The sequence below is a fragment of the Sphingomonas sp. M1A8_2b genome (genome assembly GCF_053345535.1).
Window position 1 is genome coordinate 306139 of sequence record NZ_JBKFAH010000001.1, and the last position, 14079, is coordinate 320217.

Genomic DNA, 14079 nt, shown 5'->3' on the forward strand with positions numbered 1-14079 from the left:
ACGGACCGAATCTGAGTTCCCGGCGTTCCGCCGTGGAACCTTTTTGTCCGGAGCACGTCCTTGCGCGCATTCACCCTGTTTCTGTCTGCCGCAGCCGCGGTACTCGCGACCGCCACCCCAGCGTTGGCCCAGACCGATCCCAATCCGTCGCCGCCGATCACCAATCCTGCCGACAACAATCGCGTCACGGTCGCCGTCGGCGTCGCGTCGCTCCCCGATTACCAGGGTGCCGACAAGAACGTCTTCACGCCTGCCGGTGCGATCGTCGGCACGGTCCGCGGCCATGATTTCTTCACCCGCGGCACGCAGCTCTACGTCAACCTGATCCCGAACACGGGCGAGGTCGGCATCAACTACGAAGTCGGCGTCATCGGCGCGATTCGTACCGATCGTACCGGCAAGGTCGACAACCGTCAGGTCCGCGCGCTCGGCAAGATCGACACCGCCTACGAAATCGGCGGTTTCGTCGGCGTCGGCAAGACCGGCGTCATCACCAGCGACTATGACACGCTCACCGCGCGCGTCGCCTATGTCCACGACGTGTCGGGCACCTATGACAGCTATGTCGTCACGCCGCAGGTGAACTATACCACACCGCTGTCGGTCCGCACGCTGGTCGCGATCGGCATGTCGGCGGATTATGCCGGCAAGGGCTTTGGCCGTACCTATGCGTCGGTAACGCCGATCGGCACGCTCGCCAGCGGCCTGCGCACCTATGACGTGAACGACAGCGGTTTCCGTCAGGTCAACGCATCGGCGTTCGTCGTGCAGAGCCTGTCGGGCGACCTGCGTCACGGTCTCGGCGTCGGCGCGGGTGTGGTCTACGGTCGCATGCTCGGCAAGTACAAGGACAGCCCGATCGTCGCCGATGTCGGATCGGCGGATCAGTGGATCGGCGCGGTTGGTCTGACCTACACCTTCTAAGCGCGATACGGCCGCTCGCCTGTATTGGCAGGGGCGCCAAATTTTCCGAATAAATCACCCGCCCGGCGCATCCGGGCGGGTTTTTCGTGCGTATCTGGGCCCGGATCACCTCTTGTAACGATGTTTTTAAAACGGTAGCACATTGCAATTAGGTGAATAAAAACAATACGATACGCGACTGTATCAACCAAAAGGGGAGGACCCTGCCATGACCGAGAGCGTGCACCTGATCGAAGCCCTCGACGCCCGCGCGGAACGCCGCAGCGAGCGACGGGATTTTTTCAAGAACGCGCTCGGCGCGGCTGCGATCACCGCCGCCGGCGCGACCGCGCTGTCCTTCTCGAGCTCGGCGTCGGCGCAGACGATCACCGATGCGGATGTCCTGAACTTCGCGCTGAACCTCGAATATCTCGAGGCGCAATTCTACTCCTACGCCGCCTACGGCACCGGTCTCGACAACAGCCTGTTGTCGGGCACGGGTACGCAGGGCGCGGTGCGCGGCGGTCGTCAGGTCACCTTCACCGATCCGATCGTCCAGCAATATGCGCGTGAGATCGCGCAGGACGAGATCGCGCACGTCAAGTTCCTCCGCACCGCGCTTGGCAACGCCGCCGTCGCGCAGCCCGCGATCGACGTCAGCGTCTCGCCGACCAGCGCCTTCTCCACCGCCGCGCAGGCCGCCGGGCTCGTCCCCGCCGGCACCGCGTTCGATCCCTATGCCTCGGACGAGGCGTTCCTGCTCGGCGCGTTCATCTTCGAGGACGTCGGCGTGACCGCGTACAAGGGCGCCGCCCCGCTGCTCACCAGCAAGGCGTATCTCGAGGCCGCCGCCGGTCTGCTCGCGGTCGAGGCGTATCACGCCGCGATCGTCCGCACGACGCTGTACGGCAAGGGTATCGCGACGCCGTCGTTGCGCACCTCGGCCGATGCGATCTCGAAGGCGCGCGACAGCCTCGACGGCGGTGGCGCGAACACGGTGATGTTCGGCGCCGGCGATCTCGACCAGGGCATCTCGCCCTACAGCCAGACGCCCGCCAACCTCGCATCGGCGCAGGTCGCGGTCACCACGTCGAACATCGTGCCGCTCGACATCAACGGCATCGCCTACAGCCGCTCGGCCAGCCAGGTGCTCAACATCGTGTACCTCAACAGTGGTGCGGCGTCGGCGGGCGGGTTCTACCCGTCGGGCATGAACGGCAACATCAAGACGAGCATCGCAGCCAGCTGATCCGCTCAGCTTAGCTCTTTTGCCTTCTTCGCTATTCAGGGGATGAACCCAATGACCGACATCAAGACCAATCTCGCGATCTTCGACGCGATCGAGACCCGCCGTAACGAGCGCCGCAGCTTCCTCCGGTTCGCCGGCGGCAGTGCGGTCGCGATCGGCGGCGCCTCGCTGCTTGCCGCCTGTGGTGGCGACGACAACAACAGCGTGACGCCGACGCCCGCGCCGACTCCCACCCCGTCGTCCAGCGTCACCGACGTCGACGTCTTGAACTTCGCGCTGAACCTCGAATACCTCGAGGCGCAGTTCTACGCCTATGCCGCGTTCGGCGTCGGCCTCAGCCCCACCCTGCTGACCGGCACCGGCACGCAGGGCACGGTCGGCCTCGGCACTGGCGGTGTCGGCTTCCCGCGCCAGGTCGCGTTCCAGGATACGGTCGTCCGCGAATATGCGCGTGAAATCGCGATCGACGAAGTCGCGCACGTCGCCTTCCTGCGCAGCGCGCTCGGGTCCTCGGCGGTCGCGCAGCCGACGCTCGACATCTCGGGCGGCACCGCGGCGGCACCCGGCGCCTTCAGCCTCGCGGCCCGCGCAGCCGGCGTCGTCGATGCGAACACCGGCGTGTTCGACCCCTATGCCGACGACAACAGCTTCCTGCTCGGCGCGTATATCTTCGAGGACGTCGGCGTCTCGGCCTACAAGGGCGCGGCCCCGCTGATCAGCAACAAGACCTATCTCGAGGCGGCCGCCGGCATCCTCGCCGCCGAGGCCTATCATGCCGGCCTGATCCGCACGATCCTGTACCGCAAGGGTCTGCAGACGCCGAACCCGATCCCGGCGCTGATCACCGCCGCCAACAAGATCAGCGACGCACGCGACAGCCTCGACGGCACCGTCACCAACGCGACGACTGGCGTGATCGGCGACGACGACCAGGGCATCACCGGGTCGGATCCTACGGTGTCGAACATCGTGCCCACCGACGCCAACGGCCTGGCCTATAGCCGGTCGGTCGCGCAGGTGCACAACATCGCCTACCTGACCAACACCGCGAAGATCGGCGGCGGCTTCTTCCCCAACGGGACCAACAACCGCACCGATGCGCTCCGGAGCAGCGGCGCGTTCTGATCGGGCCTCGCGCCGACTGAAAAGGGGCCGTGCGGGCGACCGCGCGGCCCTTTTTCGTTTGCGCCGCCCTTCAAGCCCCGTATGCTCGCGTCACCCCGGGGGAGCGCTGCCGGGTTCCCATCAAGCTATACTTCGGTGGGACCCTATCCGCGCTTGAGAGGAAGGCAGGAGCCTTCGACCCGCTGAACCTGATCCGGTTGATACCGGCGGAGGGAGGGAGCGGTCGCCACAGAACCGCAATCCTTGCTCCGACACCCGTAGGAGCAAGCGCATGGCCATCGAGACGCAACCCACTACCGACATCGGCGTAACTACAGGCCCGATCCGAGGCTCGCGCAAAATCCACGTCGCGGTCCCGACCAGCCCCGACGTCCGCGTCGCCATGCGCGAAATCGTCCTCGACTCAAGCTGCTCCGAACCTCCGTTACGCGTCTACGACACCAGCGGCCCCTACACCGACCCACGCGCGCAAATCGACATCAACGCCGGCCTCCCCCAGCTCCGCCGAGCCTGGATCGAAGCCCGAGGCGACGTGGAATCCTACGAAGCCCGCGAACTCCGCCCCGAAGACAACGGCCAGCTCGGCCCCGACCGTTCCGGCGGCGTCCCCCAGTTCCCCGGCAGCATCAAGCGGCCCTTGCGTGCGAAGGCGGGCCAGAACGTCAGCCAGATGCACTACGCCCGCCGCGGCATCATCACCCCCGAAATGGAATACGTCGCCACCCGAGAAAACCTCGGCCGCGCCATGCTGAAAGACTACGTTCGAGACGGCGAAAGCTTCGGCGCGCAGATCCCCGACTTCGTAACCCCCGAATTCGTCCGCGACGAGATCGCCCGCGGCCGCGCGATCATCCCCAACAACATCAACCACCCCGAATCCGAACCGATGGCGATCGGCCGCAACTTCCTCGTCAAGATCAACGCCAACATCGGCAACAGCGCGGTCGCCAGCAACGTCGCCGCCGAAGTCGACAAGCTCGTCTGGTCGATCCGCTGGGGCGCCGACACGGTGATGGACCTCAGCACCGGCCGGAACATCCACGACACCCGCGAATGGATCCTCCGCAACTCGCCGGTCCCGATCGGCACCGTCCCGATCTACCAGGCGCTCGAAAAGGTCGGCGGCGTCGCCGAGGACCTCACCTGGGAGATCTTCCGCGACACGCTGATCGAGCAGGCCGAACAGGGCGTCGACTACTTCACGATCCACGCCGGCGTGCGCCTCGCCTACATCCCGATGACCGCGAAACGCGTCACCGGCATCGTCTCGCGCGGCGGCTCGATCATGGCGAAATGGTGCCTCAGCCACCACAAGGAGAGCTTCCTCTACGAGCGCTTCGACGAGATCACCGAGATCATGAAGGCGTACGACATCGCCTACAGCCTCGGCGACGGCCTGCGCCCCGGCAGCATCGCCGACGCCAACGACGAAGCGCAGTTCAGCGAACTCTACACGCTAGGCGAACTCACCCGCCGCGCGTGGAAGAGCGACGTCCAGGTCATGATCGAAGGCCCCGGCCACGTGCCGATGCACAAGATCAAGGAGAACATGGACAAGCAGCTCGAAGTCTGCGGCGAAGCCCCCTTCTACACGTTAGGGCCGCTGACGACGGACATAGCCCCCGGCTACGACCACATCACCAGCGGCATCGGCGCCGCGATGATCGGCTGGTACGGCACCGCGATGCTCTGCTACGTCACGCCGAAGGAGCATCTAGGCCTCCCCGACCGCGACGACGTAAAGGTGGGCGTCGTAACCTACAAACTCGCCGCCCACGCCGCCGACTTGGCAAAGGGACACCCCGCCGCCCAGATGCGCGACGACGCGCTGTCCCGCGCGCGCTTCGAGTTCCGCTGGAGAGACCAGTTCAACCTCTCCCTCGACCCGGAGACGGCGGAATCCTACCATGACCAGACGCTCCCCGCCGAAGGCGCCAAGACCGCCCATTTCTGCTCGATGTGCGGGCCGAAATTCTGCTCGATGAAGATCACGCAGGAGGTGCGGGACTTTGCCGCCAAGCAGAACGCGCCGGCGGATACGTTCCTCGCGGCGGACGTCGATCAAACCGACACGAGCCGAGCGATATTCGCCCAGGGCTCTCACGCCGACGTCGAAAAGGGCATGGCTGACATGAGTGAGCGCTTTCGCGAGAAAGGCGGCGAAATCTACCTGCCGGCGGAATAAGGCGGAGCCTGCGGGGCCATGGTATTCCCCGCGCTCACGCGCCGTCGAGCAAGATGCGCTCGACGACTGCTCGCACGTCGTGCCACGCATCCGGCAGATGCGCCACCAGAAGCCGTTCGACCTCGAACGTCGGATCGCGCAAGGTCGCACCGTTCGTGTCGATAAGGCCGCGATAGGCCCGGCCCGCGTGTGTTTCGGAATGAAAGACGAAACCACGATAGCCGAGATCCGGTAGATCGACGGCACGTCGCGCTTGCTCGCTGAGCGAAGCCAATCGCGTCACCAAGGTCCGAATACCCTGCACGTCGAGCTCCCAGACCGGGTTTGGCCGGCCGCTGAAGATGTCGAGCTCGACGCGCATGGTGGGCGATATAGGGTTAGTTGATGACGACCGACTTGCCGGCATAGAAGTAACTGCAGAAATTTGTGTACGGGCCGCGCGCGCAGGTTTCCGGATTGGTGATCACGACGCCGTTGCTGTCGAAGTTGCGCGCTGCGGTGCCGCCCGGCTTGTGACCCCAGAAACCCTCGCGCTGATGCCGGTACCAGTGGTAATCCCAGCCTGGCGCGATCACCAGCGCCATCAGACGACGCGGAAACTGGCTGGCCGGCAAGCATTCGCAGCGATGCCTCAGACCGTCGGCCATCGCGGCGGTGGTGACGGTGTTGCACGCCATCGTCGAGGTCATCGCACCATGCGCCCGCCCCGGCTGCGCGAACGTGTTGGTGCGCCAGTTCCGCGCGTAATTGTAGCAATTGTTGTGGGGCTGGGTCGCGCTGGTGTTCCAGAATGCGGGATTGAACTTGCTGACCTCATATTCGCATTTGTCGCATTTCGGATCGTGGATCGTGCTGATCAACGGGTTCGATCCGGGCTTGGGCGGCGCGGGCGGCGGCGGCGCGGGCGATGGCGACGGCTTCGGCATGCGCGCGGTCAACTCCATCCATTCGAGCGCGACGTCGCGCAGCTTGGCATCGAGCGGGGTGAGCGCATGTTCGAGCAGGCGGACCTCGGAGCGGATCGGCATCGTCTCGATCAGCTTTCGCGCGATCTCGCCACTGACCTTGGAGTCGCTCGCGCCCGACGATCCGAGCGCGAACGGGGTCGCGAGCCCACGGACGGCGGCGGCGTCGTCCATGATCGTCGCGATGCGGACTTCGCGGAACCCCAGTCCGGTATAGCCTTCGCCGGGTTTCGCGACTGCACCCCGCGCTTCACCGGCCAGGCCAAGCACCCGTTTCACGTCCTCGTCTTCTGTGATCATCCAAACCGGGTTTGGCCGGCCGGAAAACATGTCGATTTCTATACGCAGCATGACGATCTTGCTCCCTCTCCAAAACGCCGTGCGATGTTATCCGGCTGGATCTCTCGACACCGGATATTGCGCGGCTTCCCATGCGGGCGTGTCTGGATAAGAACTCTAGGATCCTGCACCGCAGATCTATTAGGCGCCTGATACCTCTGCAATGGCAAGGCAATGCAGTGGAGAGATTGGTCCGATTCGGTATTGAAATATGATAGTGTACTGCTTGGTGTAGGCTACTACTGCGGCATCATGCTGACTAATCCGCGCAGTGCTTAGAGCGAATTGAACCAAGTCTTGGCATTTATGATCGCTCGTCAAATACGAATCGCGAATACGACAGATCGTATCATCATCATTGTCATGATGTCCGTGATGGACTCTGTCTCACCGCTTCCGGACGAACTCCGCGCGCAGCACCAACCCCTTGATGCCCTCGTAGCGGCAGTCGATCTCCTGCGCGTCGCCGGTCAATCGGATCGACTTGATTAGCGTCCCGCGCTTGAGGGTCTGCCCCGCGCCCTTCACGGTCAGGTCCTTGATGAGCGTCACCTGGTCGCCGTCCGCCAGCACGTTGCCGACCGAGTCCCGCACCACGACCGCGCCGTCATCCGCCGCCACAGTCGTCGCCGCACCGCCCGCAACCCACTCCCCGGTCGCCTCGTCATAGACATAGTCGTCGCTCATCGGTCGGTCTCCGGCAACGCCCAGTCGATCGGCGCGCGCCCATGGGTTTCGAGAAAGGCATTGGCCCGGCTGAACGGCCGCGATCCGAAGAACCCGGTTCGTGCCGCCAGTGGCGACGGGTGCGCCGACTGGATTACGAGGTGCTTCCCGCCGGCCGTCACGTCATCGACTAACGCCGCCTTCTTCTGCGCATACGCCCCCCACAGCAGGAACACGACCGGTTTGTCCTGCGCGTTCACCGCAGCTATGACGGCGTCGGTAAACCGCTCCCACCCGCGCTTCTGGTGCGACGCGGCCTCCCCCATCCGAACGCTCAGCACCGCGTTGAGCAACAGCACGCCTTGTGCGGCCCAATGATCGAGCGTGCCATGAGACGCGCGCGGGATGCCAAGATCCGCCTCCAGCTCCTTGTAGATGTTTACCAGGCTCGGCGGCGTCCGCACGCCCTTGCGGACCGAAAAGCTCAGCCCATGCGCCTGCCCCTGGCCATGATACGGATCCTGCCCCAGGATTACGCACCGGACTTGATCGAGCGGCGTCAACTCCAGCGCTCGAAACCTGTCCGCCTCGTCCGGAAAGATTCGCGCCCCCGAAGCTCGCTCGGTTTCCAGAAAAGCATCGAGCGCCCGCATGTACGGCGCCTCGAACTCGGCTTGGAGCCGCTGCCAGCTTGCGGGGAGGGTCGGGGTCATTATCCCCGCCGCATGTCGGACAGGGCAGGGGAGTGTCAATCGCCCCCCTCGTTCCCCCGCGAAGGCGGGGGCCCGGGATCACAGACGATACCGCCCGCAACCCCGGACCCCCGCCTCCGCGGGGGAACAGCAAGAAGGCTCGCACTCCATGGCGCGTCGCCGTATATGCGCCGTCATGACCGCAATCACCGTCGCCGCGCTGCAACTGGGCTTCACACCCAACATCGACCGCAACATCGCCAACGTATCGCGCCTGGTCCACGAGGCCGCCGCGAAGGGCGCGCAGGTGATCCTGCCGCCCGAGCTGTTCGAAGGCGAGTATTTCTGCCGCGTCGAGGACGAAGCCCTCTTCGCCAACGCCGCTCCCGTCGGCGAACACAAGGCAGTGCTCGCGATGCAGGCGCTCGCCGAGGCGCTCAAGGTCACCATCCCGACCAGCTTCTTCGAGGCGGACGGCCCGCACCATTACAACAGCCTCGCGATGATCGGCCCCGACGGCAACGTGCAGGGCGTCTACCGCAAGAGCCACATCCCCGACGGCCCCGGCTATGAAGAGAAGTTCTACTTCCGTCCCGGCAACACCGGCTTTAAGGTCTGGCCGCACGCCGCCGAGTCTAGGGCGGTCAAGCTTGGCGTCGGCGTCTGCTGGGACCAATGGTACCCGGAGACGGCGCGCGCGATGATGCTGATGGGCGCGGAGATATTGTTCTACCCCACCGCGATCGGCAGCGAGCCGCACGACACCTCGCTCGACACCGCGCGGCTGTGGCGCCGCGCGATGGTCGGCCACGCGGTCAGCAACGTCGTGCCTATCGTGGCCGCCAACCGCGTCGGCGTCGAGCACGGCCAGACCTTTTACGGCACCAGCTTCATCGCCGACGAGCGCGGGGACATTTTGGCGGAACTCGGCCGCGAGGACGAAGGCGTGATCACCGCGACGATCGACCTCGACATCGTCAAGCGCCACCGCGCCGCGTTCGGCTTCTTCCGCGATCGCCGTCCCGACCTGTACGGCCGGCTGGTCCAGGACGTTTAAAAGCGTCTGATCCCCCCTCCTGGCGGGGGAGGATCGAGAATGCAGCGCACCACTGCGCTGGCATGACTGCCGAAGCTTATGGTAGCGCGCGGCATGCTCGACACGCCTGCCATCGACCATACGACCGACAGCCGCTTCGGCCTCGCGCGGCGCGTTACATTGCCGGGGCCGTTGCTGCTCGACGGCGGCGTGCTGTTGTCGCCCGTGGACATCGCCTACGAGACCTATGGCACGCTCAACGCCGACGCGTCGAATGCCATCCTGATCTGCCATGCGCTGACCGGCGACCAGCATGTCGCGTCGCACCACCCGCGCACCGGCAAGCCCGGCTGGTGGACGCGGATGGTCGGCGCGGGGAAGCCGATCGATCCTGCGCGGCACTTCGTCGTGTGCGCGAACGTGCTGGGCAGTTGCATGGGCTCGTCGGGGCCCGCGACGATCAACCCGGCGACCGGGCGGCCCTGGGCGATGGGCTTTCCGGTCATCACGATCCGCGACATGGTGCGCGCGCAGGCGATGCTGCTCGATCATCTCGGCGTGGGCGTGCTGCACGCGGTGGTCGGCGGATCGATGGGGGGCATGCAGGCGCTGAGTTGGCCCGCGACCTTTCCCGACCGCGTGAAGGCGTGCGTCGTGATCGCCTCGACCGCGCGGCACACCGCGCAGAACATCGCGTTCCACGAGGTCGGGCGGCAGGCGGTGATGGCCGATCCGAACTGGCGAGGGGGTGAGTATCACGATGACAACGCACCGACCGCCGGGCTCGCGGTCGCGCGGATGGCGGCGCACATCACGTATCTGTCGGAAGCCGGGCTGACCGAGAAATTCGGGCGGCGGCTGCAGGCGCGCGACGCGAAGTCGTTCGGGTTCGACGCGGATTTTCAGGTCGAGAGCTATCTGCGGCACCAGGGACTGGCGTTCACCGACCGGTTCGATGCGAACTCGTATCTCTACATCACGCGGGCGATGGATTATTTCGATCTGGCGGAGGAGCATGGCGGGCTGCTCGCCAACGCGTTCCGCGCGACCAAGGCGCGGTTCTGCCTCGTCAGCTTCGACACCGACTGGCTGTACCCGACCGCCGAGTCGCGCGCGATCGTCCAGGCCTTGAACGCGGCCGGCGCACCGGTCAGTTTCGTCGAGCTGTCGAGCCCGTACGGCCATGACGCGTTCCTGTTGGAGGCGCCCGATCTCAACCGGGTGGTCGACGGCTTCCTAAGGGCGGGGCGATGACGATCCTCCTTTCGGATGACGCGGACCGGTTGCAGGTCGACCGCATCCACGCCTGGCTGGCGAGCAGCTATTGGTCGCCGGGCATCGAGCGCTCGCTGGTCGAACGCGCGATCGCCGGGTCGCATTGTCTCGGAGCGTATCAGGACGACGCTCAGGTCGGGTTCGCGCGGATGATCACCGATCATGCGACCTTTGCATGGCTCGCGGACGTCTGGGTCGAGGAGTCGGTGCGGGGGCAGGGGCTGGGGCGCCGGATGGTAAGCTGGTTCCTGGAGCACCGGTCGTTCGCAGGGCTGCGGCGGATCGGCCTCGTCACCGCCGACGCACACGGCGTCTATGCGGATCTCGGCTTCCATCCGCTGGTGCGGGCCGATCGCTACATGGAGCGGCTCGCACCGGGCCTCGCCGAGCAATTACGGACCGCGCCATGACGCCCCCCGAAACATTGCGAACCGACCTCGCGGTGATCGCCGAGAACGTCGCGCAAGGCAGCCGGGTGCTCGATATCGGCTGTGGCGATGGCGCGCTGATGGCGGCCTTGCGCGATACCCGCGACGTCGACGCGCGCGGGCTGGAGATCGACGCGCACAACGTCGCCTCGGCGGTCGCGCGCGGTCTGTCGGTGATTCAGGGCGATGCGGACATCGACCTTGCCGGCTATCCCGACGCCAGCTTCGACTACGCGATCCTGAGCCAGACGCTGCAGACCGCGCGCGCGCCCGATCTCGTGCTCGATCACCTGCTGCGGATCGGTCGTCGCGCGTTCGTCAGCTTCCCCAATTTCGCGCACTGGCGCGTGCGGCTGTCGCTGCTGTGGGGCGGGCGGATGCCGGTGACGCGGCAACTGCCCGAGAGCTGGTACGACACGCCCAACATCCACCACGTCACGATCGACGATTTCCGCAGCTTCGTGAAAGCGCGCGGCATCATTGTCGAGGATGCATGGTTCCTGTCGGGCGAAAAGCGCACCGGCGCGGCGGCGGCGAACCTGCTCGCCGAGCATGCGGTTTTCCTGCTGCGCCGATGAGAACCCACTGTGCCGGTAGGCCCACGTGACAATCGTGCCACATTGGGGCGATGTATTGATGTCGATCATGTAAATTTCGGAACCGATCGTCACACGACTGGTTACTTTCCCGATGACCAAGACCGCCCTGATTGTCGAAGACGAGATATTCGTCGCGCTCGACCTTGAGAGAATTCTCACGGACGCAGGCTACGGCGTGGCGGGGATCGCCGCAGATCGCGAGAGCGCTATCGCAGCAGCACCCGGGTGCAACTTCGCGTTCGTCGACATCAACCTCCGCGACGGAGCGACCGGCCCCGATATCGCCAAGAAGATGGCCGAGGAATTCGGCGTCAAGGTCGTATTCGTCACCGCCAACCCGGCGCAAATCGGCGATGCCGAATGCCTGGGCTATATTCGCAAGCCGTTCAGCGACGCAGCAATTCTGGCCGCCGCCGCGATGGCCTGCGAAGGCGATCCCGCGGGCCAACGATGCGCCGCGCACGACGACGTGATCCGGATCGTCAACTCCTGCTGAACGCCGCGGCCGGGATCGCGAGTTCGATGATCAGGCCATCCGGGCGCCAATCCCTTGCGATCGTCCCGCCGAGCTGCCGAACCGCGCTCATTTCGATCAACTGACTGCCGAACCCGCCCGGCTCGACCGGCTCGACGACCTGCGGACCGCCGGTTTCCTTCCACGTCAGCACGATAGCGGTGCCGAGCGTCGCAACGGCCACATTTACCGTCCCGAGTTCGGTAGACAACGCGCCATATTTGGTCGCATTGGTCGCAAGCTCATGGAACATCAGCGCAATCGGCGTGGCGGAGCGATCGTCGATCGTCACGTCGTCGCCGGTCACGGTCAGGCGTGCACCGTCAGCGCGCTGATACGGCTCGAACAGCTCGTGCAACAGGCCGTGCAGGCTGTTCTGTGCAGCAGACGGACGCGAATTGGGGCTGTGCGGACGGACGAAGTCATGCGCGCGACCGAGTGCGGTAATGCGGTGGCGCAGGTCGGTGGCGATGCCCGCGAACTCGGGTTTGCCGCGCGCCGCGAACGCGATCAGTCCGGCGATCACCGCGAAGATGTTCTTGATGCGGTGGCTCAGCTCCTGGCTGATGACCTCGCGCTCTTCATACGCCAGCTTCTGTTCGTGAATGTCGGTGCACGTTCCGAACCAGCGCTGTATTGCACCGCTTTCGTCGTGCACCGGCAGCGCGCGGCCGAGCACCCAGCGATAGGTGCCGTCGAAATGGCGTAGCCTGTATTCGATATTATACGGCTCCCCGGTTTCGAGCGAGTGCCGCCAGACGGACCAGGCGCGATCCTGATCCTCGGGATGAAACATGTCGTTCCAGCCTTGGCCGTCGGTCGTCCCCGGGGGCGTGCCCGTAAATTCGTACCAGCGCGCGTTGAAATAATCGTGGAAGCCGTCGGGCAGCGTCGACCACACCATCTGCGGCATCGTGTCCGCCAGCGTACGGAAGCGTAGATCGCTTGCTTCGAGCGTGCGTCGCGCCTCGGCCTCGGCAAACGCCTGCTCGCGCGCAGCCCGGCGATCGTCGAGGCGACCCATCGCCGCCTTCGCCAGCAACGTCAGGCCGTCGCGCTGGAATCGCGACAGGCCCTCGCGCGGTTCGGGCGCCAGTACACAGAGTGCACCGAGCGGTACGCCCTCACTCGAAACCAGCGGCGCACCCGCATAGAACCGCACATGGGGCTCGCCGGTCACCAGAGGATTGTCGGCGAAACGCACATCGTCCTGCGCGTCCGGCACTTCCATCACCTCGTGATGGTGCATCGCGTGTGCGCAGAAGGACATGCTGCGCGGCGTCTGTTCCAGATCGAATCCGGTGCGCGCGAGGAAGCGCTGATACTCCTCCTCGACGAGACTCAACAAAGCGACCGGCGCATCGCAGAGTTCGGCCGCGAACGACACGATGTCGTCCAACTGGCCTTTCGCACGCGCGCCAGCGACGTCGTACGAGGCGATCACGCGCGCCCGCGTGGCCTCGTCGAACGATCTTGCCGGAATTGAGTACAGCGTCGTCACGAGATCAGAACGGCACGTCGTCGTCGAGATCGTCCGAAAACCCGCCGGTCTGGCCGAAGCTGCCGCCGCGGGCGCCACCGCCACCCGAGGGTGCGCTGCCGCCACGACCGCCACCGCCGCCGCCGTAACCACCGCCGCCGCCGGACGAACCGCCGCCGAAGTCGTTGCCGCCACCGCCGCCGGCCCAGTCGTCGCCGCCACCACGGCTACCACCGCCGCCGCCTGCACCACCGCCTGCGCCGCCGTTCGGGCCGTCGAGCATCGTCAGCACGCTGTTGAAGCCCTGCAGCACGATCTCGGTCGAATATTTGTCCTGGCCCTGCGCATCCTGCCACTTCCGGGTCTGGAGCGCGCCCTCGATATAGACCTTCGAGCCCTTGCGCAGATACTTCTCGGCGACGTTCGCGAGACCTTCGTTGAAGATCGCGACCGAATGCCATTCCGTCTTTTCCTTGCGCTCGCCCGACATCTTGTCCTTCCAGGACTCGGATGTCGCGATGCGCAGGTTGACGACCTTGCCGCCGTTCTGGAACGCCTTGCTCTCCGGGTCGCGACCCAGATTGCCGACGATGATGACCTTGTTGACGCTGCCTGCCATGATG

Annotated in this window: 15 protein-coding genes; 9 read left to right on the top strand and 6 right to left on the bottom strand. The window is 65.4% G+C overall.

Annotated features, from left to right (window positions below):
- Positions 1 to 60: 60 nt before the first annotated feature.
- From ACLBWL_RS01585 to thiC, 4 genes are all read left to right on the top strand, one after another.
- Positions 61 to 924 carry a MipA/OmpV family protein gene (locus tag ACLBWL_RS01585; RefSeq protein WP_447789633.1) on the top strand — a complete coding sequence of 288 codons (864 nt, stop codon included), beginning with the start codon at positions 61 to 63 and terminating at the stop codon, positions 922 to 924.
- A gap of 208 nt (positions 925 to 1132) precedes the next feature.
- Positions 1133 to 2152 (top strand): ferritin-like domain-containing protein, encoded by a 1020-nt coding sequence (locus ACLBWL_RS01590; protein ID WP_447789635.1) that lies wholly within the window; start codon positions 1133 to 1135, stop codon positions 2150 to 2152.
- Between the two features lie 51 nt (positions 2153 to 2203).
- The gene (locus tag ACLBWL_RS01595) at positions 2204 to 3277 is read left to right on the top strand and encodes a ferritin-like domain-containing protein (RefSeq protein WP_447789637.1); all 1074 of its coding nucleotides are present in this window, start codon (positions 2204 to 2206) and stop codon (positions 3275 to 3277) included.
- Between the two features lie 271 nt (positions 3278 to 3548).
- Positions 3549 to 5462 (top strand): phosphomethylpyrimidine synthase ThiC, encoded by a 1914-nt coding sequence (gene thiC / locus ACLBWL_RS01600; protein WP_447789639.1) that lies wholly within the window; start codon positions 3549 to 3551, stop codon positions 5460 to 5462.
- Positions 5463 to 5496: 34 nt separating this feature from the next.
- Here thiC and ACLBWL_RS01605 read toward each other — a convergent pair whose 3' ends face one another.
- The 4 genes from ACLBWL_RS01605 to ung form a co-directional block, all read right to left on the bottom strand.
- Entirely contained in the window at positions 5497 to 5823 is a 327-nt protein-coding gene (locus ACLBWL_RS01605) for a hypothetical protein (RefSeq protein WP_447789641.1), read from the bottom strand.
- 16 nt (positions 5824 to 5839) lie between these two features.
- On the bottom strand, positions 5840 to 6727 hold the full coding sequence (locus ACLBWL_RS01610) for a hypothetical protein (RefSeq protein ID WP_447789643.1): 888 nt from the start codon (positions 6725 to 6727) through the stop codon (positions 5840 to 5842).
- Between the two features lie 426 nt (positions 6728 to 7153).
- Positions 7154 to 7453 carry an alkylphosphonate utilization protein gene (locus tag ACLBWL_RS01615; protein ID WP_447789645.1) on the bottom strand — a complete coding sequence of 100 codons (300 nt, stop codon included), beginning with the start codon at positions 7451 to 7453 and terminating at the stop codon, positions 7154 to 7156.
- Positions 7450 to 8145: a uracil-DNA glycosylase gene (ung, locus tag ACLBWL_RS01620; RefSeq protein WP_447789647.1), complete on the bottom strand. Its 696-nt coding sequence runs from the start codon at positions 8143 to 8145 to the stop codon at positions 7450 to 7452. Before ung ends, ACLBWL_RS01615 begins: the two co-directional genes overlap by 4 nt.
- A gap of 175 nt (positions 8146 to 8320) precedes the next feature.
- Here ung and aguB point away from each other — a divergent pair, with 175 nt between their 5' ends.
- The 5 genes from aguB (at position 8321) to ACLBWL_RS01645 (ending at position 11958) form a co-directional block, all read left to right on the top strand.
- Complete coding sequence (gene aguB, locus ACLBWL_RS01625; protein ID WP_447789649.1) at positions 8321 to 9181, top strand: N-carbamoylputrescine amidase; 861 nt, start codon at positions 8321 to 8323, stop codon at positions 9179 to 9181.
- Positions 9182 to 9274: 93 nt separating this feature from the next.
- A complete protein-coding gene (gene metX, locus ACLBWL_RS01630) occupies positions 9275 to 10414 on the top strand; it encodes a homoserine O-acetyltransferase MetX (RefSeq protein WP_447789651.1) in 1140 nt (379 codons plus the stop codon).
- Entirely contained in the window at positions 10411 to 10845 is a 435-nt protein-coding gene (locus ACLBWL_RS01635) for a GNAT family N-acetyltransferase (RefSeq protein WP_447789653.1), read from the top strand. Before metX ends, ACLBWL_RS01635 begins: the two co-directional genes overlap by 4 nt.
- Positions 10842 to 11441: a methionine biosynthesis protein MetW gene (gene metW, locus ACLBWL_RS01640; protein ID WP_447789655.1), complete on the top strand. Its 600-nt coding sequence runs from the start codon at positions 10842 to 10844 to the stop codon at positions 11439 to 11441. Before ACLBWL_RS01635 ends, metW begins: the two co-directional genes overlap by 4 nt.
- A 112-nt stretch (positions 11442 to 11553) precedes the next feature.
- On the top strand, positions 11554 to 11958 hold the full coding sequence (locus ACLBWL_RS01645) for a response regulator (RefSeq protein WP_447789657.1): 405 nt from the start codon (positions 11554 to 11556) through the stop codon (positions 11956 to 11958).
- Here the strand turns inward: ACLBWL_RS01645 and ACLBWL_RS01650 are convergent.
- Positions 11945 to 13477 carry a sensor histidine kinase gene (locus tag ACLBWL_RS01650; RefSeq protein WP_447789659.1) on the bottom strand — a complete coding sequence of 511 codons (1533 nt, stop codon included), beginning with the start codon at positions 13475 to 13477 and terminating at the stop codon, positions 11945 to 11947. The genes ACLBWL_RS01645 and ACLBWL_RS01650 overlap by 14 nt on opposite strands.
- Before the next feature lie 4 nt (positions 13478 to 13481).
- Complete coding sequence (gene ssb, locus ACLBWL_RS01655) at positions 13482 to 14075, bottom strand: single-stranded DNA-binding protein (protein ID WP_120300786.1); 594 nt, start codon at positions 14073 to 14075, stop codon at positions 13482 to 13484.
- Positions 14076 to 14079 lie beyond the last annotated feature (4 nt).

Coding starts and splice junctions, on each gene's coding strand:
- ung (WP_447789647.1), bottom strand. CDS start 8,145: ATGACCCCGACCCTCCCCGCAAGCTGGCAGCGGCTCCAAGCCGAGTTC.
- aguB (WP_447789649.1), top strand. CDS start 8,321: ATGACCGCAATCACCGTCGCCGCGCTGCAACTGGGCTTCACACCCAAC.
- ACLBWL_RS01635 (WP_447789653.1), top strand. CDS start 10,411: ATGACGATCCTCCTTTCGGATGACGCGGACCGGTTGCAGGTCGACCGC.
- ACLBWL_RS01590 (WP_447789635.1), top strand. CDS start 1,133: ATGACCGAGAGCGTGCACCTGATCGAAGCCCTCGACGCCCGCGCGGAA.
- ACLBWL_RS01615 (WP_447789645.1), bottom strand. CDS start 7,453: ATGAGCGACGACTATGTCTATGACGAGGCGACCGGGGAGTGGGTTGCG.
- metX (WP_447789651.1), top strand. CDS start 9,275: ATGCTCGACACGCCTGCCATCGACCATACGACCGACAGCCGCTTCGGC.
- ACLBWL_RS01605 (WP_447789641.1), bottom strand. CDS start 5,823: ATGCGCGTCGAGCTCGACATCTTCAGCGGCCGGCCAAACCCGGTCTGG.
- ACLBWL_RS01610 (WP_447789643.1), bottom strand. CDS start 6,727: ATGATCACAGAAGACGAGGACGTGAAACGGGTGCTTGGCCTGGCCGGT.
- ssb (WP_120300786.1), bottom strand. CDS start 14,075: ATGGCAGGCAGCGTCAACAAGGTCATCATCGTCGGCAATCTGGGTCGC.
- ACLBWL_RS01595 (WP_447789637.1), top strand. CDS start 2,204: ATGACCGACATCAAGACCAATCTCGCGATCTTCGACGCGATCGAGACC.
- ACLBWL_RS01645 (WP_447789657.1), top strand. CDS start 11,554: ATGACCAAGACCGCCCTGATTGTCGAAGACGAGATATTCGTCGCGCTC.
- thiC (WP_447789639.1), top strand. CDS start 3,549: ATGGCCATCGAGACGCAACCCACTACCGACATCGGCGTAACTACAGGC.
- metW (WP_447789655.1), top strand. CDS start 10,842: ATGACGCCCCCCGAAACATTGCGAACCGACCTCGCGGTGATCGCCGAG.